The organism is Streptomyces sp. NPDC005374 (assembly GCF_042872225.1).
GTDB lineage: Bacteria > Actinomycetota > Actinomycetes > Streptomycetales > Streptomycetaceae > Streptomyces.
Genome location: NZ_JBIAKA010000013.1, coordinates 1 through 19,647 on the forward strand (window position 1 = coordinate 1; position 19,647 = coordinate 19,647).

22 protein-coding genes are annotated in these 19,647 nt (G+C 71.0%); 13 read left to right on the forward strand and 9 right to left on the reverse strand.

Annotated features, from left to right (window positions below; genetic code table 11):
* Window positions 1–512: 512 nt before the first annotated feature.
* From groL to ACFYRX_RS30205, 6 genes are all read left to right on the forward strand, one after another.
* Window positions 513–2,135: a chaperonin GroEL gene (gene groL, locus ACFYRX_RS30180; protein WP_389106300.1), complete on the forward strand. Its 1,623-nt coding sequence runs from the start codon at window positions 513–515 to the stop codon at window positions 2,133–2,135.
* 400 nt (window positions 2,136–2,535) lie between these two features.
* Window positions 2,536–3,681: an NADH:flavin oxidoreductase gene (locus ACFYRX_RS30185; RefSeq protein ID WP_389106303.1), complete on the forward strand. Its 1,146-nt coding sequence runs from the start codon at window positions 2,536–2,538 to the stop codon at window positions 3,679–3,681.
* A gap of 110 nt (window positions 3,682–3,791) precedes the next feature.
* A complete protein-coding gene (locus ACFYRX_RS30190; RefSeq protein ID WP_389106305.1) occupies window positions 3,792–4,676 on the forward strand; it encodes a metallophosphoesterase family protein in 885 nt (294 codons plus the stop codon).
* 22 nt (window positions 4,677–4,698) lie between these two features.
* Complete coding sequence (locus ACFYRX_RS30195) at window positions 4,699–6,222, forward strand: carboxylesterase/lipase family protein (RefSeq protein WP_389106308.1); 1,524 nt, start codon at window positions 4,699–4,701, stop codon at window positions 6,220–6,222.
* A 170-nt stretch (window positions 6,223–6,392) separates the two neighbouring features.
* Window positions 6,393–6,902, forward strand: coding sequence for a SigE family RNA polymerase sigma factor (locus ACFYRX_RS30200; RefSeq protein ID WP_389106311.1), 510 nt, complete (start codon window positions 6,393–6,395; stop codon window positions 6,900–6,902).
* A 60-nt stretch (window positions 6,903–6,962) separates the two neighbouring features.
* Window positions 6,963–7,676, forward strand: a complete 714-nt coding sequence (locus ACFYRX_RS30205) for a hypothetical protein (RefSeq protein ID WP_389106314.1) — start codon at window positions 6,963–6,965, stop codon at window positions 7,674–7,676.
* A 27-nt stretch (window positions 7,677–7,703) separates the two neighbouring features.
* On the opposite strand, the gene ACFYRX_RS30210 is transcribed toward ACFYRX_RS30205, so the two are convergent.
* The 4 genes from ACFYRX_RS30210 to ACFYRX_RS30225 all read right to left on the reverse strand — a co-directional run bounded on the left by ACFYRX_RS30210 (window position 7,704) and on the right by ACFYRX_RS30225 (window position 10,393).
* Window positions 7,704–8,273 carry a hypothetical protein gene (locus ACFYRX_RS30210; RefSeq protein ID WP_389106316.1) on the reverse strand — a complete coding sequence of 190 codons (570 nt, stop codon included), beginning with the start codon at window positions 8,271–8,273 and terminating at the stop codon, window positions 7,704–7,706.
* Window positions 8,274–8,277: 4 nt separating this feature from the next.
* Window positions 8,278–8,949 carry a Uma2 family endonuclease gene (locus ACFYRX_RS30215; RefSeq protein WP_389106319.1) on the reverse strand — a complete coding sequence of 224 codons (672 nt, stop codon included), beginning with the start codon at window positions 8,947–8,949 and terminating at the stop codon, window positions 8,278–8,280.
* Window positions 8,950–9,008: 59 nt separating this feature from the next.
* On the reverse strand, window positions 9,009–9,851 hold the full coding sequence (locus ACFYRX_RS30220) for a hypothetical protein (RefSeq protein ID WP_389106321.1): 843 nt from the start codon (window positions 9,849–9,851) through the stop codon (window positions 9,009–9,011).
* Between the two features lie 347 nt (window positions 9,852–10,198).
* Window positions 10,199–10,393 (reverse strand): hypothetical protein, encoded by a 195-nt coding sequence (locus ACFYRX_RS30225; protein WP_389106324.1) that lies wholly within the window; start codon window positions 10,391–10,393, stop codon window positions 10,199–10,201.
* Between ACFYRX_RS30225 and ACFYRX_RS30230 the strand changes: the two genes are divergently transcribed.
* From ACFYRX_RS30230 to ACFYRX_RS30245, 4 genes are all read left to right on the forward strand, one after another.
* Window positions 10,392–11,057, forward strand: coding sequence for a class I SAM-dependent methyltransferase (locus tag ACFYRX_RS30230; protein ID WP_389106327.1), 666 nt, complete (start codon window positions 10,392–10,394; stop codon window positions 11,055–11,057). The genes ACFYRX_RS30225 and ACFYRX_RS30230 overlap by 2 nt on opposite strands.
* Window positions 11,058–11,123: 66 nt before the next feature.
* Complete coding sequence (locus ACFYRX_RS30235; protein ID WP_389106330.1) at window positions 11,124–11,498, forward strand: hypothetical protein; 375 nt, start codon at window positions 11,124–11,126, stop codon at window positions 11,496–11,498.
* Window positions 11,495–12,343, forward strand: coding sequence for a pectate lyase (locus ACFYRX_RS30240; RefSeq protein WP_389106332.1), 849 nt, complete (start codon window positions 11,495–11,497; stop codon window positions 12,341–12,343). Before ACFYRX_RS30235 ends, ACFYRX_RS30240 begins: the two co-directional genes overlap by 4 nt.
* A 12-nt stretch (window positions 12,344–12,355) precedes the next feature.
* Window positions 12,356–13,198 carry an endo-1,4-beta-glucanase gene (locus ACFYRX_RS30245; RefSeq protein ID WP_389106335.1) on the forward strand — a complete coding sequence of 281 codons (843 nt, stop codon included), beginning with the start codon at window positions 12,356–12,358 and terminating at the stop codon, window positions 13,196–13,198.
* An 8-nt stretch (window positions 13,199–13,206) separates the two neighbouring features.
* Here ACFYRX_RS30245 and murQ read toward each other — a convergent pair whose 3' ends face one another.
* Together murQ and ACFYRX_RS30255 are read right to left on the reverse strand one after the other, a co-directional pair.
* Window positions 13,207–14,142 (reverse strand): N-acetylmuramic acid 6-phosphate etherase, encoded by a 936-nt coding sequence (murQ, locus tag ACFYRX_RS30250; protein ID WP_389106337.1) that lies wholly within the window; start codon window positions 14,140–14,142, stop codon window positions 13,207–13,209.
* A gap of 73 nt (window positions 14,143–14,215) precedes the next feature.
* Window positions 14,216–15,103 carry a MurR/RpiR family transcriptional regulator gene (locus tag ACFYRX_RS30255; protein ID WP_389106340.1) on the reverse strand — a complete coding sequence of 296 codons (888 nt, stop codon included), beginning with the start codon at window positions 15,101–15,103 and terminating at the stop codon, window positions 14,216–14,218.
* Between the two features lie 54 nt (window positions 15,104–15,157).
* Between ACFYRX_RS30255 and ACFYRX_RS30260 the strand changes: the two genes are divergently transcribed.
* Together ACFYRX_RS30260 and ACFYRX_RS30265 are read left to right on the forward strand one after the other, a co-directional pair.
* The gene (locus ACFYRX_RS30260; protein WP_389106343.1) at window positions 15,158–15,580 is read left to right on the forward strand and encodes a hypothetical protein; all 423 of its coding nucleotides are present in this window, start codon (window positions 15,158–15,160) and stop codon (window positions 15,578–15,580) included.
* Complete coding sequence (locus ACFYRX_RS30265) at window positions 15,577–15,876, forward strand: DUF4031 domain-containing protein (protein ID WP_389106346.1); 300 nt, start codon at window positions 15,577–15,579, stop codon at window positions 15,874–15,876. The genes ACFYRX_RS30260 and ACFYRX_RS30265 overlap by 4 nt, the downstream gene beginning before the upstream one ends.
* Here the strand turns inward: ACFYRX_RS30265 and ACFYRX_RS30270 are convergent.
* Both ACFYRX_RS30270 and ACFYRX_RS30275 read right to left on the reverse strand, forming a co-directional pair.
* Window positions 15,841–16,956, reverse strand: a complete 1,116-nt coding sequence (locus ACFYRX_RS30270) for a GNAT family N-acetyltransferase (RefSeq protein ID WP_389106348.1) — start codon at window positions 16,954–16,956, stop codon at window positions 15,841–15,843. The two genes, ACFYRX_RS30265 and ACFYRX_RS30270, sit on opposite strands and share 36 nt — an antisense overlap.
* 26 nt (window positions 16,957–16,982) lie before the next feature.
* Window positions 16,983–17,627 carry a hypothetical protein gene (locus ACFYRX_RS30275; RefSeq protein ID WP_389106351.1) on the reverse strand — a complete coding sequence of 215 codons (645 nt, stop codon included), beginning with the start codon at window positions 17,625–17,627 and terminating at the stop codon, window positions 16,983–16,985.
* 109 nt (window positions 17,628–17,736) lie between these two features.
* On the opposite strand from ACFYRX_RS30275, the gene ACFYRX_RS30280 reads away from it, so the two are divergent.
* Window positions 17,737–18,429 (forward strand): copper homeostasis protein CutC, encoded by a 693-nt coding sequence (locus ACFYRX_RS30280; RefSeq protein WP_389106354.1) that lies wholly within the window; start codon window positions 17,737–17,739, stop codon window positions 18,427–18,429.
* A gap of 333 nt (window positions 18,430–18,762) precedes the next feature.
* Here the strand turns inward: ACFYRX_RS30280 and ACFYRX_RS30285 are convergent, their stop codons facing one another.
* Window positions 18,763–19,638, reverse strand: coding sequence for a hypothetical protein (locus ACFYRX_RS30285; RefSeq protein ID WP_389106357.1), 876 nt, complete (start codon window positions 19,636–19,638; stop codon window positions 18,763–18,765).
* Window positions 19,639–19,647 lie beyond the last annotated feature (9 nt).

The following is a 19,647-nucleotide window of genomic DNA, read 5'->3' on the forward strand; positions in this document are numbered from 1 at the left end:
GGGTGTCCGTCCTCGGTCCGGCGGCTCGGTCGTTTCGACAGTGCTCGGTTCCGGACGCCGGCCGCTGCGGGCGGACACCCCCCACCCCGTCCCCTACACGCCGTCGGCGGCTTGCGGTCCGTCGTGGCGCGGGTGACTGCACCCTCCCAGGGGCGCGGGGAACTGCGCGGGCGCCCTCACTCCCTGTGCGTCCAAAGGTGCGTCCATCGTCCCCACTCAGGGGCGCGGGGAACTGCGCGGCCAACCCCCACCGGGCCGCAGGTGAACGACGGCCGACCCCGCCCGCCCGCCGCAGGCAACCCGTGTCCGGTCTTCGACAGCCGCTTGCACTCGACCATGCCGAGTGCTAATCATTGGCGTTAGCACTCTGAAGGTGAGAGTGACAACGAAGGACCGGGTCGGTGAGGCCCGCAGGCCGGGTGGGGAAGGACCCACGAGGCAGGCGAGCCGTCCGTCGCGGGCGCGGGCGCGGTCCGAAGGAATCACCCCCAGTCCTGGAGGGACCACTTCACATGGCCAAGATCATCGCGTTCGACGAGGAGGCGCGGCGCGGCCTCGAGCGCGGCATGAACCAGCTCGCGGACGCCGTCAAGGTGACGCTCGGCCCCAAGGGCCGCAACGTCGTCCTCGAGAAGAAGTGGGGCGCCCCCACGATCACCAACGATGGTGTCTCCATCGCCAAGGAGATCGAGCTCGAGGACCCGTACGAGAAGATCGGCGCCGAGCTGGTCAAGGAAGTCGCCAAGAAGACGGACGACGTCGCCGGTGACGGTACGACCACCGCGACCGTGCTCGCCCAGGCCCTCGTCAAGGAAGGCCTGCGCAACGTAGCCGCCGGCGCCAACCCGATGGCCCTCAAGCGCGGTATCGAGAAGGCCGTCGAGGCCGTCTCCGCCGCTCTGCTCGAGCAGGCCAAGGATGTCGAGACCAAGGAGCAGATCGCTTCCACGGCCTCCATCTCCGCCGCCGACACCCAGATCGGCGAGCTCATCGCCGAGGCGATGGACAAGGTCGGCAAGGAAGGCGTCATCACCGTCGAGGAGTCCCAGACCTTCGGTCTCGAGCTTGAGCTCACCGAGGGTATGCGCTTCGACAAGGGCTACATCTCGGCGTACTTCGCCACCGACACGGAGCGGATGGAGGCGTCGCTCGACGACCCCTACATCCTGATCGCCAACTCCAAGATCGGCTCCGTCAAGGACCTGCTCCCGCTCCTGGAGAAGGTCATGCAGTCGGGCAAGCCGCTGCTGATCATCGCCGAGGACGTCGAGGGCGAGGCCCTGTCGACCCTGGTCGTCAACAAGATCCGCGGCACCTTCAAGTCCGTCGCCGTCAAGGCCCCGGGCTTCGGCGACCGCCGCAAGGCGATGCTGAACGACATCGCCATCCTCACCGGTGGCGAGGTCATCTCCGAGGAGGTCGGTCTCAAGCTCGAGAACACCTCCATCGACCTCCTTGGCCGCGCCCGCAAGGTCGTCATCACCAAGGACGAGACCACCATCGTCGACGGTGCCGGCTCCTCCGAGCAGGTTCAGGGCCGGGTCAACCAGATCCGCGCCGAGATCGAGAACAGCGACTCGGACTACGACCGCGAGAAGCTCCAGGAGCGCCTGGCGAAGCTCGCCGGTGGCGTCGCCGTCATCAAGGCCGGTGCCGCGACCGAGGTCGAGCTCAAGGAGCGCAAGCACCGCATCGAGGACGCCGTGCGCAACGCCAAGGCGGCCGTCGAGGAGGGCATCGTCGCCGGTGGCGGCGTGGCGCTCATCCAGGCTTCCAGCGTCTTCGAGAAGCTGGACCTGTCCGGTGACGAGGCGACCGGCGCCAACGCCGTGCGGCTCGCCCTGGAGGCCCCGCTCAAGCAGATCGCCGTCAACGGTGGTCTCGAGGGTGGCGTCATCGTCGAGAAGGTCCGCAACCTCCCGATCGGGCACGGCCTGAACGCCGCGACCGGTGAGTACGTCGACATGATCGCCGAGGGCATCATCGACCCGGCGAAGGTCACGCGCTCCGCCCTGCAGAACGCGGCCTCCATCGCCGCGCTCTTCCTCACCACCGAGGCCGTCATCGCCGACAAGCCGGAGAAGTCCGCCGCGCCTGCCGGTGGCGGTATGCCCGGCGGTGACATGGACTTCTGATCCACCCCGGCCGCAAGGCCTGACGGTTGATCAACGTCCTTGACGGGGGCGGCCCTTCCTGGGAACAGGGGGTGGCCGCCCCCGGTCTTTTCCTGCGGTATGCTTGATCCAGAGCCGGTCGACGTGAACTCCCGTCGCCCGACTACGCGTTGGTGGTCCAAGGAAAGACGCCCCGCTTCCTGCGGGGAGATGCAGGTGCAAGGCCTGCCCGGCGCTCGACAAGAAGCCCGTCCCACGATCTGTGGGGCGGGCTTCTGCCATGTCGGTGGCCAGGATCACAGGGCATTGTGCGGCTGGGCGGGATGCGTGCGCTGTACGAGGCGGTTGTCGCGTATGTACTTTGCACATACCGATGGGTATCCCACTCGTCGACCGTCCCAGTCCCCCAGGAGTGCCTCGCGTGACCGCCCCCGCCACATCCCCGGCCGCCTCCCCCGCCGCCTCCCGTGCCGCCGAGATCCTCTCCCGGCCGGTCTCGATCAACGGCCTGACCGTCCCGAACCGCATCGCCATGGCGCCCATGACCCGGATGTTCTCCCCGGGCGGAGTCCCCGGCGACGACGTGGCGTCGTACTACTCCCGCCGCGCGGCCGCCGGAGTCGGCCTGGTCGTCACCGAGGGCACCTACGTCGGCCACGAGTCGGCCGGAAACAGTGACAGCGTCCCCCGGTTCCACGGCGACGAGCAGCTGGCCGGCTGGGCCAAGGTCGCCGAGCAGGTGCACGCGGCGGGCGGCACCATCGTCCCGCAGCTGTGGCACATCGGCATGGTCCGCAACCAGGGCGAGCAGCCCTACGCCGACGCCCCCGCCGTCGGCCCCTCCGGCCTGCGGCTCGGCGCCGAGGAGCCCACCGGCAAGGCGATGACCCAGCGCGACCTGGACGACGTCATCGGCGCGTTCGCCGAGGCCGCGGCCGCCGCCGAGCGCATCGGGTTCGACGGCGTGGAGCTGCACGGCGCCCACGGCTACCTCCTCGACCAGTTCCTGTGGGCGGGCACCAACCGCCGCGGCGACGCGTACGGCGGTGACCCGGTCGCCCGTACGAAGTTCGCGGCGGAGATCGTGGCGGCCGTACGGGAGACGGTGTCGGCCCAGTTCCCGATCATCTTCCGGTACTCGCAGTGGAAGCAGGAGGCCTACCGCGCGCGGCTCGCCGAGACGCCGGAGGAGCTGGAGGCGATCCTCGCGCCGCTCGCCGCGGCCGGTGTGGACGCGTTCCACGCCTCCACGCGTCGTTACTGGGTGCCGGAGTTCGAGGGTTCCGACCTCAACCTCGCGGGCTGGACGAAGAAGCTGACGGGCCGGACCACCATCACCGTCGGCTCGGTCGGCCTCGACGGGGACTTCCTCCGTGGCTTCGCCGGCGAGGGCGCCCCGCTCAAGGGCATCGACGACCTTCTCGACGCCCTGGAGCGCGAGGAGTTCGACATGGTGGCCGTCGGACGCGCCCTGCTCCAGGACCCGCAGTGGGCGGCGAAGGTCCTCGCGGGGCGGGTCGACGAGCTTCAGCCGTACGACGCGTCGGCGCTGAAGTCGCTGAGCTGACCGGCCTGCCGGATGTCCGTCCGGGCGGAGGCGGTGGGGCTGCCCCCGCCTCCCCCCGGACGTGAAAGTGCCCTGGTCGTGGCGATCAACTCCGGCTAGCGTGGCGGAACATGCGGATTCTTCATCTCTCGGACACCCACGTGGAGCGCGTCGACGGGCCGAACAGCAACGGCGTCGACGCCACCGACTCGCTGCGGCTGATGCTCGCCGAGTTGCGGCATGTGCGGGACGTCGACGCGGTCGTCGTCACCGGGGACATCGCCGACGACGGGGCGGCGGAGGCGTATGCGAGGGTGCGGGAGCTCGTCGGTGACTTCGCCCGGCCGCTGCACGCGCCCGTCTTCTACACGACCGGCAACCACGACGAGCGCGAGGCCTTCGGCAAGGTGCTGGGCAGCGGGCACACGGAGCCGCAGACGGTTCTGGAGACCGATGCCTCGGAGCGGGCCGCGGTGAGCACGGTCGGCGGTTACCGCTTCGTCACGCTGGACTCGCTTGTGCCGGGGAAGGTGTACGGGCGCATCAGCGAGGACCAACTCGACTGGCTGCGCGGGGTGTTGAGGACACCGGCCGAGCGCGGCACGGTGCTCGCCTTCCACCACCCGCCCCTCAGTCTCGGCCTGTCCGTGACCCAGCCGGTCTTCGGGCTGCTCAACCCCGGGGAGCTGGCGGCGGCGATCCGGGGGAGTGACGTACGGGTCGTGCTGACCGGGCACTTCCATCTCCAGCTCTTCGGGATACTGGAGTCGGTGCCGGTGTGGGTCACGCCGGGGGTCGTCAACCGCACCGACCTGACGACGCCGTACGGCACCGAGCGGGCGGTGCGCGGGGCATCGGCCTCGCTGGTGGAGCTGGGCGGGCCGACGAGCCCGATGTTCCACACCCTGCACGCGCGGGACCCGCGGGCGCACGAGACCGTGTACGAGCTGGACGAGGAGCAGACCCGGGCCGTGGTGAAGAAGCACGGTCCGCCTCGGTCCGAGTTCTCTGTCTGAGCCGACCAGGAGGAGTTCGACGATGACGTCAGCCGGGAACCTCGACGTACGGACCGCGGCCGGTGCCGTGCGCGGACGCGCCGAGGACGGGCTCGTGGTCTTCCGTGGCATCCCGTTCGCCGAACCGCCGGTGGGCGAGGCGCGGTTCCAGGCACCCCGGCCCGTGCGGAGCTGGGAGGGGACCCGGGAGGCGTACGAGTTCGGGCCGCCGCCCCCGCACGAGTCGGGGATCCAGGGACGCGCCGGTGTGCTGGACGCGCCCATCGGCGACGACTGGCTGACGGTCAACGTCTGGACTCCCGAGACGGATCCCTCGGCCCGCCGACCGGTCATGGTGTGGATCTACGGCGGCGCCTACAAGCTGGGTCACACGGGCAGCCCCGGCTACGACGCCCAGCACCTCGCCCGCGCCGGTGACCTGGTCGTCGTCACCCTCAACTACCGCGTGGGCATCGAGGGGTTCACCCTGCTGGAGGGCGCGCCCGCGAACCGGGGACTGCTGGACCAGGTGGCCGCGCTGGAGTGGGTGCGGGACAACATCACGGCGTTCGGCGGCGACCCCGGGCAGGTCACGGTGTTCGGGGAGTCGGCGGGCGCGGGGTCCGTCGCCTCCCTGCTGGCGATGCCGGGCGCGCGCGGACTGTTCGGGCGGGCCATCGCGCAGAGCGTGCCCGGCACGTACTTCTCCGCCGAACTCGCCCGGGACATCGCGGTGGAGATCGGCAAGGAGGCCGGCCTGGCGCCGACGGCCGCCGCGCTGTCCGCCGTGGACCCGCGTCAACTCCCTGCGGTGGGCGAGCGGTTGAGCCTGCGGATGCGCGAGTACGACGACCGGTGGGGCCAGGTGGCGCCCACCGTCACCCCCTTCTCTCCCGTCGTCGACGGCGAGGTGCTGCCCTGCACGCCCTGGGAGGCGCTGGCGGCGGGCACGGCCCGGGACGTGGAACTGCTCGTCGGACACAACCGGGACGAGTACCGGCTCTTCCTCTTCCTCGCCGACCGGTTCGGCAAGATCACCGAGGAGCAGGCCGCCTCGGCGCTGCGGATGTTCGCGCCGGGCCCTGACGGCGAACGCTCCTACCGCGAGGCCTTCCCGGACGCCACATCGACCGAACTCTACGAACGCGTGCAGACGGACTGGCTGTTCAGCATGCCGTCCCTGCGGCTGGCCGAGGCGCACGTCGCCGGCGGCGGCCGCGCCCACCTCTACGAACTGACCTGGCCCGCACCGGGGTTCCGCGGTGCGCTCGGCGCCTGCCACGGCCTGGACATCCCGCTGCTGTTCGGCACGTACGACGCCGATCTCGGCCAGCTGCTGTTCGCGGGGAGCGGGGTCCCGGAAGAGGCCAAGGAGCTGACCGTGCTCTTCCAGTCGGCGTGGGCGGCGTTCGCGCGGACCGGGGACCCGGGATGGCCCGCGTACGACGCCGAGGACCGCCTGACCCAGGTCCTGGACGCGGAGCCGCAGGTACGGCCGTATCCGGAGGAGGCGTCACGGCGACTGTGGGAGGGGCACGACTTCCTGGCGCTGCCGCTGCTGAAGTAGGCCCCGGTGTCGTGACTGCGACTCAGTGTGTCCAGTAGCCGCCAGAGGGGCGGGAGCCGTCATCGCCGAAGGCAAGTTCGCCTGAGGCGGCCGGACTTCTGCTTTCGCGGGTGGGACGTAACCCGGCGTCCACAGCGTCTTCAGAGTGTGGACGACGAACAGGATCTCGGATGAAGCGCCGGTACGAAGAGGAATTCATGGCGTTCGCCGCTGCGCGATCCGCACCTCTGTTCCGCTCCGCGTGTGTGCTCACCAGCGGTGACATGCACCTCGCGGAGGACCTGGTGCAGGACACGCTGGGCCGGATGTATGCCAACTGGCGCAGGATCGAGCAGGTGGACGACCCAGCGGCCTACACCCACACGGTGCTCGTACGGACCTACCTGTCCTACCGGCGCCGACGCAGCAGCTCGGAGCAGCCCACCGACACCCTGCCGGACTCCGGTGCCGCCACCGAGCACGACACCACGCTGCGGCTCACGTTGCTCGACGCGCTCGGCCGGCTCTCCGCCCGGGACCGGGCCGTGCTGCTCCTGCGCTACTGGGAGGACCGCAGCGTCGAGCAGACCGCAGCGATCCTCCAGGTCCGACCGGGCGCGGTACGCAACCAGAGCATGCGCGCGCTCGCACGGATCCGGGACCTTCTGGGCCACGAGCTGTCCGAGCTCGTCAGCCCCTGACCCCGGTGCCACCGCACCTGCCCCTCCCTCTTCACCGACCCCGAAACGCGGTGACCCGCCATGCCCATCGAAGAAGACTTCACCGAAGCCCTCCGCACCAGCGTCCTGACCTTCGAGCCACCCAGCACCCCGTCACTTGTGCAGGCCGGAATCCGCAACGGCCGACGCAGGCGCCGCCGCCGCGCCACGGCCTTCGGCGTGAGCGGGGCAGTCGCACTCGCGCTGGTCGGGTTCGGCGTGACAACCGTTCCGGGACTGCTGTCCGACGGGCGAACCGCCGACCACCCGCTCTCCAGCCCGGCGGCCTCAGCCCCGAGCGGCTCCGCCACGGCATCCGCCACCCCGAAGCCGACCTTCACCGGCGCACTGCCCGGCGACCGCGCCCTCACCACCCTGACCGCGCTGCTGCCGGACGGCCTGACGCATTCGAGCCCGCCCGGCGGCAGGAAGTCCGGGCAGCTGTGGGTGGACGACGGCCACGGCACCTCGCTGCTCGAGGTGCACGTCTCCCGGCTGACCTCCACCACTGCGATCCGCGACCATGTCTTCGCCGGCGCGACACCTCTGCCCGACGGCAGCCTGGTCCAGTCCCGGCAGGCACCACCCGGCACGGACCCCGGGCACGAGACGGTGAACGTCCTGCGTCCCGACGGGCTCTACGTCACCCTCATGCAGTGGGAGGCACCGAGTCAGAAGCCTCCCTCGACCCGAACCACACCGATCCTGACCCTCGCTCAACTGCGGGCCATCGCAACCAGCTCGCAGTGGCGGTAACGGCGGTATCGGCAGGCGACGCCCTGACTAGAGGTTCCCCAGCGGTTCGATGTCCATCCTCACCGGGGTGCCCCACACGCGCAGGACCTCGTAGTCGGTGAACTCGTGGACGAGGCGGTACGCCATCGCCGCGTGCGGGCCGCGGCGCTGGGCGGTGATGAACAGCTCGGCCTCGTGCCGGTCCCGCCTCGGCGTTCCGCACAGCTGCCACTCCTGGCCCGTCCACTGCTCCGGCAGCCAGCGCTGCTGCGGCTGCGGGCGGTCCTCACGGACGCCGTAACGGGAGGGCGCCGGGGCGGTGGACCGGGACTGGGCTCCGGGGCCGTTGATCTCCGTCCGCCGGGCCGCCCTGCGGCGCGTCTCGCACAGCAGGCACAGGTCGTGGGCGTTCTCGTCGACCGGGCCGTTGGGATGCTCGGCGCAGCGGGTGGTGGGGGCGGCGGCGGTGACACTGTCCTCCAGCAGCTCCACGGCCCGCTTGAGGTCGGCCTTCACCTCGTACAGCTTGGCGTCGGAGGTGTCGCCGGCGAGGGCCTCTCCATGTTCGCCGAGGAGACGGAGGGCGCGGCCTAGGGCGGTGAGCTGGGCGTGGTTCATGGTGTCAGTCCGCGTAGTCCTTGAGTTCTTCGGTGTCGAGGGTGATGTCGACGGGCGAAGGGAGCTGGATGGTGGCACCCCAAGGGTACGAGGGCGACTGCTGGTACCGGCCTTCCTTGGGCTCGTTGTGGACCACGACGGTGTGGTTGTCGCGGTCGATGAGCAGGTAGACGGGGATGTCGGCCTCGGCGTAGCCCACGGGTTTGTCGATGCGGTCGCGCTGGTTGGTGTCGCGGTCGTGGGAGGTGATCTCCAGGGCCAAGAGGATGCCGTTGGCCTGGGACCATTCACCGTGCCCCCTGAAGTGGTCCACGGGCACGAGCGCCGCGTCAGTGCGGGCGCGTCCCTTGCGATAGGCCTCGGCCTTGACGCCGGACTCCGGAGTGAGATCGAGGTCGGGGCGTTGGGCGAGGAACTGGCGCAGCAGCCACATGTAAATGGAGCGGTGGTTGCCGTCCGGCATTGCCTTGACCTCTAGTTTTCCGTGGACGTACTCAAGCCGGACGGTCTCCGGTGCCCGGCGCTCCAGCTCTTCGAAGTCCTCGACGCTGAGCGGATCCCGAGTGCGGAGCCGTCCGTCCACGATTTCGAGGTGCACGTGCGCCGGGGCGGCTGCCGCGAGTTCCTCGAAGTCCTCGATGGGCATCTGCGGGCGTTCGGCGGTGCTGGGTGTCATGGCTTCGCCTCCTCCCTTCCATCGTGCCCCGGGGTGGTGACGTCGGACCGTAGGAGCGGTCATACGGGTGTCCTGTCTTCTCGTTCTCGTTCCAGGGACATCGCAGCCCGGATCCCGTCCGACAGGGTGTGGATCACGGAGGCGGACGGGAGTGTGGTGGGGCGCGAGGGAGTGCGTTCGCCTTGGCAGCCCTTGCACACGCCCCCTGGCAGGGCCTCCGGGCGGCCCGGTACTCGACACTCGGCGCACTCCAGGAGCCGGCGGGGTGGGCGGGGTGGGCGGGGTGCGGGCTCCGGTTCCGGTTCTGGTGGGAGTTTGCTGGTCAGGCGGGCGCGGACGAAGGACGCCGCGTGGTGGACGGGCGAGGGCAGGCCGTCGCTCAGGGCGCGGATCACGGCCTCGTCGGAGGCACCGCGCGCGAACCAGTCCGTCAGCATCGGGGCGAGGGCGTCGCACTCGGCCTCGGAGAGGGAGAGTGCGGGGGCCGTGCGGCCCAGGGCTGCCAGGAGGATGTGGGCGCGCGAGCGGGTGGGGCGGGGGCGGACCGAGGGTTCCTCGGGAACGTCACCCCTCGTGAAGTCGGCCCACCAGTCGTCACCTTGTGCGGTACGCGAGAACCACGACCGAGTGATCCAGCGAGAACTGCCGGACTCGGAGTCCACGCGCTCGCGCCCCCGCCGCAAGTGGCCCGCCTGCTGAAGGCGGTTGAGGGCGGTGCCGAGAGCGCACTGCCCATACGGCAGCTGCTTGGCCAGCGTCTTTACGGAGATGTCGGCGCCCTCGGCGAGGCGGTCGAGGTACGCGGCGATGGCGGCTTCGCGGGGTGGCAGGTGAGCGAAGTCGTGCGCGGTGCGGGGGCGTTGGCCGGGAGCACTGCGTTTGCCGTACCCAGGGTTCGCCATGGGATGCGGGGTCGCGTGCGCGGGCGGGAGGGCAGGACTAAGCTTGGCGGCAGCCATCGGGATCCCCTTGAGATCTCGTAGGTCAAGCCCCCGCAGGGTGTTGGTAGCACCGGGCGGGGGCTGTTCGTTGTGTGCGCACGCTAGACGATCGTGACGCTGCGTGGCAAGCCGGACGCGTTGGGTCAACTCGCAGGGTGGGTGGGTGGGTTGAGGCCCTCCAACCAATCCTTGAAAACAGATCTCGGAGCTCGGGACTTGAGCTTCGGGGACTTCTAGAGGGCCTTCACCGCATCGACGAACGCCGACCATGCCTGCGGTCCGAGCATGAGCTTCGGGCCTCGAGGGTACTAGTCACGGACGGGGACGGCGGTGGGGTGGCGGAGGGCTGCTTCCAGGCAGTCACCGCCCTGGCCGCTCGGTGGCGGCCGGGAGTGGGACTGTCCGGCGCAGTCCCTCGGGGTCGCGCCGCAGGCCGAGGTGCTGCGGGCGAGGGTGCGCAAGGTCAACAGGGAGGGGTGCGTGCCCTGTTGAAATGAGCCCATGAGCCCCGTGCGCCTCCTCACGCCCCGCGTTCTCGCCGCTCTTCAGGCCTTCAACGACGCCCACCCCTGGTCGCACAACGCCCACTTCCATCCGTGGCTGCTACGGCAGTTGCCCGCGCGCTTCGACCGGGCTCTGGACGTGGGATGCGGCTCCGGGGACCTGGCCCGGCTGCTGACGGCCCGCGCGGCACACGTGCACGGCATCGACAGTGACGGGCGGATCATCGGTGAGGCACGGGAGTTGACCGACCCCGGCCTTCCCGTCGTCTTCTCCGTCGCGGACGTGATGTCGTACGGCGAGGGGCCCTATGACGTCATCACCTGCGTCGCCGTGCTCCATCACCTCCCCCTGGCCGGGGCCCTCGCCCGCTTCCGGAGTCAACTGGCGCCCGGGGGAACCCTGGTGGTCGTGGGCGTGGCCCAGGAGGACACCCGTGTGCAGCGGTTGCTCGGTCTGGTCTCCGTTCCGCTCAACGCGGTCACCGGGTGGATCAAGCACCGGGGCCGGAAGGCGCCGCTTCCCGTCGCGATGACCGCCGTGACCCGGCAGCCCGAAGTGCCGTACACGCAGGTGGTCCGGGAGGTCGGCCGGGTGCTGCCCGGTGCCCGGCTGCGGCGTCGCCTCTTCTGGCGCTACACCCTGGTCTGGTCAGCCCCCCGGTGAGGGCCGTGATCACCGTTCGGCTCGCCCGAAATGCGAAAGTTCGTGGCATTTGGTGAAGATGCGTCCATGACCATCCGCATACGCACGTTCGCGCCGCCGACCGCACTCGCGGCCGCGGCGCCGGTGCCCCTGCTGCCCACCGCGGCACAGGCACAGCCCCGGCCGCAGACGGCCGCGCCCGTATTGGCCAGGCTCCCGGCCGGGTACTGCTGCCAGGACCTGACCCTCGCGGGCGACCCCCGCGTCCTGCCCGCGCTCGACCACGCGGGGCTCAGCGTCCCTGCGGACGTCGGCGTCGGCTGCCACCCGCTCGACTTCACACCCGAGCAGCGCTCCGAGGCGGGCCGCTGGGGACTGCTCGGACCGGGCTGCGTGCCCGCCGGCTCCTCGCAGGAGTCGGAACGTCACCGGGCACGTCCCGAGGCGGTGACGGCGGCATGATCCGGATCCGTCCGCTGCGCGCCGCGGGTATCGCCCTGGCGGCCGCCGTACTGAGCACCACACCCCTGACCACGGGCGCGTCCGCGGCCCCGGCCTCGACCACCGTGTCGTCGACGACCACGGTGTCGTCGCACTCCGCGCAAGCGCGACCGGCCGCCGTCTGGCCCACCGCCAAGCGCGTCGAGAAGGTCTCCGCGACCAAGTCGGTCACCGCCAGCAAGAACTTCGACTTCACCCGCTTCGTCGGCACCGGCGCCCTCGGCGGCGGCGGTCAGGGCGAGGGCCAGGACCCGATCCTGGAGCTGGCCGACGGCGTCACCGTCTCCAACGTGATCATCGGGTCCCCGGCCGCCGACGGCATCCACTGCCGCGGCACCTGCACGCTCAAGAACGTGTGGTGGGAGGACGTCGGCGAGGACGCGGCCACCTTCAAGGGCACCCGCGCCAACCAGACGATGACGGTCGACGGAGGCGGCGCCCGCAAGGCCGCGGACAAGGTGTTCCAGCACAACGGACCGGGCACGTTCGTCATCCGCAACTTCGAGGTGTCCGACTTCGGCAAGCTCTACCGCTCCTGCGGCGTCTGCCGGACGCAGTACACCCGCCACGTCGTCGTGGACAACGTCACCGTCAAGGCCCCCGGCGTCGACGTCGTCGGCATCAACGCCACGCCGTACGGGGACACCGCGCGGCTGTCACGGATCACTGTCACCGGCGACTCCGCCCGCAAGATCGTGATCTGCCAGAAGTTCCGTGGCACGACCTCCGGCGAGCCCGCGAAGACCGGGTCGGGACCGGACGGCAGGAACTGCGTCTACAAGTCCACGGACGTCACCTACAGGTAGGGAACCACCACCATGAACCATCGCCGGAACCTCCTGGTGACCGCTCTCGCGGCGGCGCCTCTGCTGCTGGCCGCCCAGACCGCGACGGCCACCCCGGCCCCCGCCCCCGTCACCGCGCCCGCGCCTGCCGTGGCCAAGGACAGCTGCACGGCGTTCAGCACCGTCAGCATTCCGCCGTACTACCTCAACAACAACGTCTGGGGCGGCAAGAACGCCTCCGGCAAGCAGTGCACCTGGCTCAACTCCTACCGCAGCGGCAAGGCCAACTGGGAGACGTCCTTCGACTGGACGGGCGACAAGACCAGTGTGAAGGCCTACGGCAGCATCGTGCTGGGCTGGCACTGGGGCTGGAAGCAGAGCAACACCAAGCTGCCGATCCGTCTGAACAGCGGCCGCAAGGTGAACAGTTCCTGGGCGTTCAACATCACCCAGAACACGCCCACGGTGATGAACGTCGCCTACGACGTGTGGTTCCACACCAAGGCCAACCCGGACTGGCAGGACCAGCCCCACGACGAAATGATGGTCTGGCTCAACCGCCAGAACGGCGCGGGCCCGCTCGGCACGAAGCGTGAGAGGGTCACCGCCGCCGGTTCCACCTGGGACCTCTACGTCGGCAAGATCGTCAACAAGGACAGCAGCGGCAAGGTCGTCAGCAGCTGGAACGTCTACTCGTTCGTCCGCGTCGCCAACACCAACAGCGCGACGACCGACCTGACCGCGCTGGCCAACACCCTGGTGTCGAAGCGGCTGTTGGCGAACACCTCGTATCTGACCAGCGTCGAGGCGGGCACCGAGGTCTTCACCGGCAAGGGCAAGCTGAGCACCAGCTCGTACTCGGTGAGCGTCGGCTAGCGTCCTCGTCACCGGGTCGTGGCCGCGAGCGCGGCCCGCAGATGGCCGTTCGTCTCCTCCAGGAGGCGGGCGGCCATCGGGCCGTCGACATCGGCCAGGATGGTCAGGATCGCGTTCTTCACCTCGCCGCCGGTGGCGGCCAGGGCGCGCTCGATCTCCTCGTCGTCGGCGCCGGTGGCGAGGGCGACGATCCGGCGGGACCGGGCGCGCAGCTTCTCGTTGGAGGCGCGTACGTCGACCATCAGGTTCCCGTAGGTCTTGCCCAGGCGGATCATCGTGATCGTCGACAGCATGTTGAGGACGAGCTTCTGGGCGGTACCGGCCTTGAGCCGGGTCGAGCCGGTGAGCAGCTCGGGGCCCACGACCACCTCGATGCCGTGCTCGGCGGCCGCGGCCAGCGCGCTGCCGGCGTTGCAGGACATGCCGACGGTCAACGCCCCCAGTGCGCGGGCGTGTTCGACCGCTCCCACGGCGTAGGGAGTACGACCGGACGCGGACACCCCGACCACGCTGTCCACGGCGGTCACCGCGAGCCCGTCCAGGTCGGCCCGTGCCAGCTCCGCGGAGTCCTCGGCCCCTTCGACCGAGGTGACCAGGGCCTCGGGGCCGCCCGCGATCACCCCCACGACCTGCGCGGGGTCGGTGTTGAAGGTGGGCGGGCACTCGGAGGCGTCCAGTACCCCGAGCCGCCCGGCGGTACCGGCCCCGGCGTAGATCAGCCGTCCGCCGCGGGCCATGCGTTCGGCGATCGCGTCGACGGCGGCGGCGATCTCGGGCAGCCGCCGCGCCACGGCCGCGGGGACGGTGGCGTCCTCGCCGTTCATCAGCCTGGCGATGTCGAGGGTCGGCAACCGGTCGACATCGGCGAGCTCGGGCCGGAAGGCCTCGGTGGTCAGGGTCTCCAACTGGGCTTGCAGATCACGGGGGTCGGAGGTGGAGGTCATGGTGGAGCGGCTCTTTCTTCGTGACTGACGTCGTGACTGACTTCGTGACTGACGGCTGCCGGGAAACTCGTGTCTACCTGCGGTGCCTGTGCGCCAGCGCCTCGTACGACGCGGCCAGCGCAGGCGCCGCCGTCTCGTACGTCCGCTGCGCCACGCCCACGAACAGGCAGTCCACCACCAGCAGTTGACTGGTCCGGGACGACATCGCCGCAGGCCGCAGTTCGCTCTCCCGGGCCGTGGACGTGGTCAGCACATGATCGGCGTACTGGGCCACGGCACCGCCGGGACGGCCGGTGATCGCCACCGTCGTGGCACCGTGTTCGAAGGCGACCCGCAGGGGCTCGATGACGTCCCCCGTGGACCCCGAGTGCGTGATCGCGATCGCCACGTCCCCCGTGCGCAGTTGCACGGCGTTCGTGACGGCCAGGTGCGGATCGCTGTGCGCCTGCGCTATCCGCCCTATCCGCAGCAGCTTCTGCGTGAGGTCCTGCGCGACGAGACCGGAGGCCCCGACCCCGTACACGTCGATACGCCGGGCCACGGCCGTCGCGGCGACCGCCGCGCCCAGCTGCGCGGTGTCCAGCCCGGCCGCCGTGTCGGCGAGGGTCTGCTGCTCGTCGTACGCGAGTTTCGCCACCACGTCGGCGATCGGGTCGTCCACCGCGATGTCGGTGGTGATCGCGGGCGCCCGCCCGGACTGCTGCTGCGCGGCGAGTCCGGCGAGGGCGAGCCGCAGGTCGCGGTACCCGGGATAGCCCAGCAGCCGGGCCGTCCGTACGACGGTCGCCTCGCTCGTCCCCGTCAGTTCCGCGAGGCCGGTGACGGTGAGCGCGGCACACCCCGCGGGGTCCTTCGCCACGGCCTCCGCGACCCGCTGCATGGACCGGGTCATGGTCGGACCCAGCGTGCGCACCTTCGCGGCGAGGGCGCTGCCGAAAATTTCTTTCACTTCCTGGGGCACGTATGAAAGATATTTTCGGTCGGTGCCGGGGTCAAGACTGCGCACAATGGGTGCATGGACCACTCCGACACCCCCGGCGCCCCCGACCCGTCCGACACTCCGGTCAGCCCTCTGGAACGGGCGTTGCACGCGGCACGCGCCCTCGTGCTCGCCGACCTGGCCGCGGGCGAGGTCGCCGCGGCGGACGTGGTGTCGATGGTCGAGGACTCCGTCGTACAGCGGCGGTGGTGGGTGGAGCAGTGGCCCGAGGGCGCCGGGTACGTGGCGGGACTGGTCGCGCAGGACGTCCAGGACGCGCTTCTGGAGCGGTACGGCCGCTGGCCCCTGTGCCCGGTGTGCGGCTCCGGCGACCCGCACGCCCTGGAGGTGGAACCGGAGCTCGGTCCCGACCCGCACTGGGTGTGCCACAAGGCGGGCGTGAAGGTCGCGGCGGTCGGCTCGCTGGGGACCGCGACGGGCGGGACACCCTCCTCGTGACCGTGTACATAGACCCGCCGACCTGGCCGGGCCACGGCCGCATGTGGTCCCACCTCATCAGCGACGAGTCGTTCGACGAACTGCACGTGTTCGCCGACGGGCTGGGCGTCCCGAGGCGTGCCTTCGAACGCGACCACTACGACATCCCCTCCCACCGCTACGCCGACGTGGTGGCCGCGGGCGCGGTGGAGGTCAGCAGCCGTGAGGTGGTACGGCTGCTGACGGGGGCGGGGCTGCGGCGGCCGAAGGGGCGCCGGTGGTCAGCCGGTCCGGGCGAGGCGGACGTACAGCCGTAGGCCCGGTTCCGAATCCTCGTACGCCTGCTCCTCCTCCACGGACGCCCGGCTGAAACCGGCGCGGGCGATCACGCGCTGGGAGGCCGCGTTGTCGGGCTCGATGGTGGCGCAGAGACTGCGGACGTCGTCGCGGGCCAGGGCCCAGTCGCTCAGGGCGTGCAGGGCCTCGGTGGCGTAGCCGTTGCCCCGGGCGCTCTCGGCGAGGTCGTAGCCGACCTCCGCGCGGCCGTCCTCGTCGGGGACTCCGTGGAAGCCCATGCCGCCGATCGCGCGGCCGTCCTTTCGCCGTACGAGGACGAACAGGCCGAACTCCGGGCGGTGGACGCCGGCTTCGTAGGCCTTGACGGTCATGCCGGCGGCCTCGCGGGTGCCCTCGAAGGGGCCGTCCTCGACCCACTCGAAGTCACCGTCGCCACCCGCGGCCAGGTCGGCGGCGGACGCCGGGTTCACGCCCTGGAGGGTGAGGCGTTCGGTGGGCAGGACGAGGGTGTTGCTCCACTTCCACTCGGTGCGCGGGGCGCGGCCGGGCAGGTCGCCGCGGCCGGTGGCCCACAGGAGGGTGCGCCAGGCGTCGGGACCGGGCTGGACCTCGGGGAAGATCCGGGTCAGCACGTACTCGGGGAGGTGGGCGGGGGGTTCGTACGTCAGGCCCAGGCCCTCCGTGATGTCGTGCGTGTGCAGGACCACCTCGGCGACGCCCATCGCGGCGAAGCCCTCGCGGTTCGCGCTGCGGAAGGGGTACGGGTGGAAGGCGCGGACCTCGCGCGGTGTGGTGCGGAGCGTCGCGGCGAACAGTGTGGCGGCCGTCTCGATCACCTGGAGGGCGCCCTCGGCGTCGGTGCCGTCCTCCAGGTAGGTCTCGAAGGGGACCCACCTGTCCTGGACGCGGCTCACCAACTGGCCCGCGTACGCGAAGAGATCGTTCGCGATGTGCTCGGCCGTCTGGAGGCAGTTCCAGTCCATCCGGCCGGCCGGCCCCTTTGTCCAGTCCCGGTTCACCGCCGTCCGCAGCACCGTCACCGCGTCCGCGACGGCCTCCGTCACCCGTTCCGCGCCCAAGTCCCCGCCCTTGTCTGTCATGCGGGCAGGCTAAAGCGCCGGGCGCCTCAGAGCGACAGCATTTCCAGCTCCGAGGCGAGGTTGTAGCGGGCCGTCGCCTCCCACTCCCGCTCCCCGTGCGGCGTCCTGAACAGCCGTGGCAGTTCGAGCAGTTGGCGCAGGATCGCGGACCGTCCCTCGCGGAAGGCGTCGGTCGGGACGAAGCCGTACTCCTCGCGCACGGAGGCCGTGTAGGCGGCGTAGGCGGCGGGCGGGGCGGCGAGGATCGCGAGGTCGGCGTCGCACAGGACCTGGCCGTCGCGGTCGTCGGCGGCGGGGGTGTGGGTGGTGGTGAGGCGGACCAGGCGGGCCACCTCGGCCGTCCTGTCGTCCGGGACCCCGGCTTCGGACAGGGCGCGTTCGGCGAGGCGGGCCGAGCGCTCCTCGTTCTCGGAGCGGTCCGGGAGGTAGACGGCGTCGTGGAACCACGCGGCGAGGCGCACCACGTCCGGATCGCCGGCGTACGCCTCCAGCACGTCGACGTGGTCCAGGACCGCCGTGAGGTGGGTGAGTGTGTGGTACCGCCGCTGCGGTTCCTGCCAGCGGGCGAGCAGGTTGTCGGCGTACGGCGCCGGGTCGGGGCCGTCGGACCCGGGCCGGGCGTTGTCCAGGGCGCGGGCGAAACGGACGCGGAGGTCGTCGAGGTCGGCCATGGCCTCATTGTCCCGCGCGTTGCCTCTCGGCGTACTCTTGAATTGGACTAGACCTGTATGGGCCTCTATAGGCCTGTAGCCGCCCGAGACCGTCGACGAATGGGGTCCCATGAGCAAGCGTGCAGTCCTGGAGGTGATCGCCCTCGGCGTCGAGGACGCGGCCGCCGCCCAGGCCGGAGGCGCGGACCGGCTGGAACTGGTCACCGACATGGCGGCGGACGGCCTGACGCCGACGGTTGCCACGGTCACCGCGATCCGGGCCGCCGTGGACATCCCGGTGCGGGTGATGCTGCGGTTGTCGGACGGGTTCGGGGCGGGGGACGTGTCTCGGGTGGTCCGGGCGGCACGGGAGCTGCGGGGCGCAGGGGCGGAGGAGTTCGTGCTCGGCTTCCTGGACGCCTCCGGTGAGGTGGATCTGGCGGCCGTGGAACGGGTCGTCGAGGTGCTGGACGGGTGCCGCTGGACCTTCCACCGCGCCATCGACCACGCGGCGGACCGGGACGCACTGCGCAAGCAGATCGACGGCCTGCCGGGACTGGACACATATCTGACGGCCGGGTCCGCCACCGGAGTGGAGGAAGGGCTGCCCACGCTGCTCGCCGAGGCGGCGCGGCGCGGGGAACCCGGGTACGAGCAGCGGCTGTTGGTGGGCGGGGGGCTGCGGCTGGAGCACGTGCCGCAGCTCCTGGCCGCCGGGGTCGACGGCTTCCACATCGGCGGTGCGGCCCGGCCGCAGGGCTGGGGACAGCCGGTCTCGGCGGCGGCGGTCGCACGGTGGAGGACGGCCCTGGACGGCGGCTGAGCGATCCGCTGGATGTGCTGCGCCGGGTCCGTGGCTGCTGCGGCCGTGCGGCGCGGCCGCAGCCGCAGCCGCAGCCGTGACGTCGGGTGCGCTGCATCGACACGGCTGCTGAGCGGCTGCGCGGGTATCGGGCCCTCCCTGGTGGACGCCGGACGCGGTCCTCGTGGAGCAGGCGGTTCGGGGGCGGCGGCCGGTTGCGTCGCGCGGAAGCGGTGGGTGGCGGCCGCAGCCGTGACGTCGGGTGCCCTGCGTCGATACGGCTGCTGAGCGGCTGCGCGGGTGCCGGGCCTCCACGGGGCGGCGGCCGGTCGTCGTCGCGCGGCCGCGGCCTGTTCAGCCGTTCAGGGGGCGCAGGCACAGAGGCTTGTCGTGGTCCTTGCTGTACATCGGGCCGACGGAGTGATCCCCGGCCGCGCACGATCTCATCCAGAGGTGGACGCGGTACTGCGCGGCCGACGAGTCACAGGGCTCGGGCTTGAGGTCCTCGTAGGGCCAGTTCGCCTCGTTGCGGGCACACGAGCCGACCGTCAGGGTCGGGTATTCGTCGTTCGGGTAGTGGGAAAGACCACTGCTCTCGGTGCTCTCACCGCTCGCACTGTTCCCACCGCTGTCCCCGCTCGGTCCGAACACCGCACCGACGATCAAGAGCACCGTGAACGCGAACACCATCAGGCCCACCAGGCCCATCGGGATCAGCGCCAGGATGCCGGCCGGTCGCTTGAACACCGGCTTGCCAGGGTCGAGCGGCGGCCGGAACCCCGCCGTGACCGGCTCGGGGATGCGCCGGATGCCGGACAGTGCGCTGAGGTTGGACAGCAGGACGAAGGGGGTGATGACCAGCGACAGCGGCCCCCACCAGCCCAGCACCATGGTGTCCGCCTGCATGTCCCGGAAGCTGGCCAGCGAACACGTACGGCAGAACAGCCCCTCGCGTTTCAGGAACCGCATCACCACCAGCATTCCCTGATGGCCCCGGACCGTCATCGGCGCCGCGGGCGTCGCCCCGCACATCTGGCAGGCGGCCACCGGCGGATACGGTCCGGGGGCGGCCATCTGCTGATACGGCGGCCCCGGGACCTGCGCCTGCTGGTACGGGTACGGGTACGGCCCGGGAGCCTGCTGGTACGGTCCCGGCCCCGGTGCCTGCTGGTACGGGTTCGCCCCCGAAGTCGGCTGGTAGGCGGGGTGCGAGGGCGGCGGCGTGCTCAACGGGGGCCT

What these genes read in the sequence shown, in the direction of transcription:
- ACFYRX_RS30200 (WP_389106311.1), top strand. Translation starts at nt 6,393, where the DNA reads ATGAAGCGCCGGTACGAAGAGGAATTCATGGCGTTCGCCGCTGCGCGA.
- ACFYRX_RS30205 (WP_389106314.1), top strand. Translation starts at nt 6,963, where the DNA reads ATGCCCATCGAAGAAGACTTCACCGAAGCCCTCCGCACCAGCGTCCTG.
- ACFYRX_RS30210 (WP_389106316.1), bottom strand. Translation starts at nt 8,273, where the DNA reads ATGAACCACGCCCAGCTCACCGCCCTAGGCCGCGCCCTCCGTCTCCTC.
- ACFYRX_RS30215 (WP_389106319.1), bottom strand. Translation starts at nt 8,949, where the DNA reads ATGACACCCAGCACCGCCGAACGCCCGCAGATGCCCATCGAGGACTTC.
- murQ (WP_389106337.1), bottom strand. Translation starts at nt 14,142, where the DNA reads ATGACCTCCACCTCCGACCCCCGTGATCTGCAAGCCCAGTTGGAGACC.
- ACFYRX_RS30195 (WP_389106308.1), top strand. Translation starts at nt 4,699, where the DNA reads ATGACGTCAGCCGGGAACCTCGACGTACGGACCGCGGCCGGTGCCGTG.
- ACFYRX_RS30225 (WP_389106324.1), bottom strand. Translation starts at nt 10,393, where the DNA reads ATGGGCTCATTTCAACAGGGCACGCACCCCTCCCTGTTGACCTTGCGC.
- ACFYRX_RS30240 (WP_389106332.1), top strand. Translation starts at nt 11,495, where the DNA reads ATGATCCGGATCCGTCCGCTGCGCGCCGCGGGTATCGCCCTGGCGGCC.
- ACFYRX_RS30270 (WP_389106348.1), bottom strand. Translation starts at nt 16,956, where the DNA reads ATGACAGACAAGGGCGGGGACTTGGGCGCGGAACGGGTGACGGAGGCC.
- ACFYRX_RS30260 (WP_389106343.1), top strand. Translation starts at nt 15,158, where the DNA reads ATGGACCACTCCGACACCCCCGGCGCCCCCGACCCGTCCGACACTCCG.
- ACFYRX_RS30235 (WP_389106330.1), top strand. Translation starts at nt 11,124, where the DNA reads ATGACCATCCGCATACGCACGTTCGCGCCGCCGACCGCACTCGCGGCC.
- ACFYRX_RS30280 (WP_389106354.1), top strand. Translation starts at nt 17,737, where the DNA reads ATGAGCAAGCGTGCAGTCCTGGAGGTGATCGCCCTCGGCGTCGAGGAC.
- ACFYRX_RS30220 (WP_389106321.1), bottom strand. Translation starts at nt 9,851, where the DNA reads ATGGCGAACCCTGGGTACGGCAAACGCAGTGCTCCCGGCCAACGCCCC.
- ACFYRX_RS30190 (WP_389106305.1), top strand. Translation starts at nt 3,792, where the DNA reads ATGCGGATTCTTCATCTCTCGGACACCCACGTGGAGCGCGTCGACGGG.
- ACFYRX_RS30275 (WP_389106351.1), bottom strand. Translation starts at nt 17,627, where the DNA reads ATGGCCGACCTCGACGACCTCCGCGTCCGTTTCGCCCGCGCCCTGGAC.
- groL (WP_389106300.1), top strand. Translation starts at nt 513, where the DNA reads ATGGCCAAGATCATCGCGTTCGACGAGGAGGCGCGGCGCGGCCTCGAG.
- ACFYRX_RS30230 (WP_389106327.1), top strand. Translation starts at nt 10,392, where the DNA reads ATGAGCCCCGTGCGCCTCCTCACGCCCCGCGTTCTCGCCGCTCTTCAG.
- ACFYRX_RS30245 (WP_389106335.1), top strand. Translation starts at nt 12,356, where the DNA reads ATGAACCATCGCCGGAACCTCCTGGTGACCGCTCTCGCGGCGGCGCCT.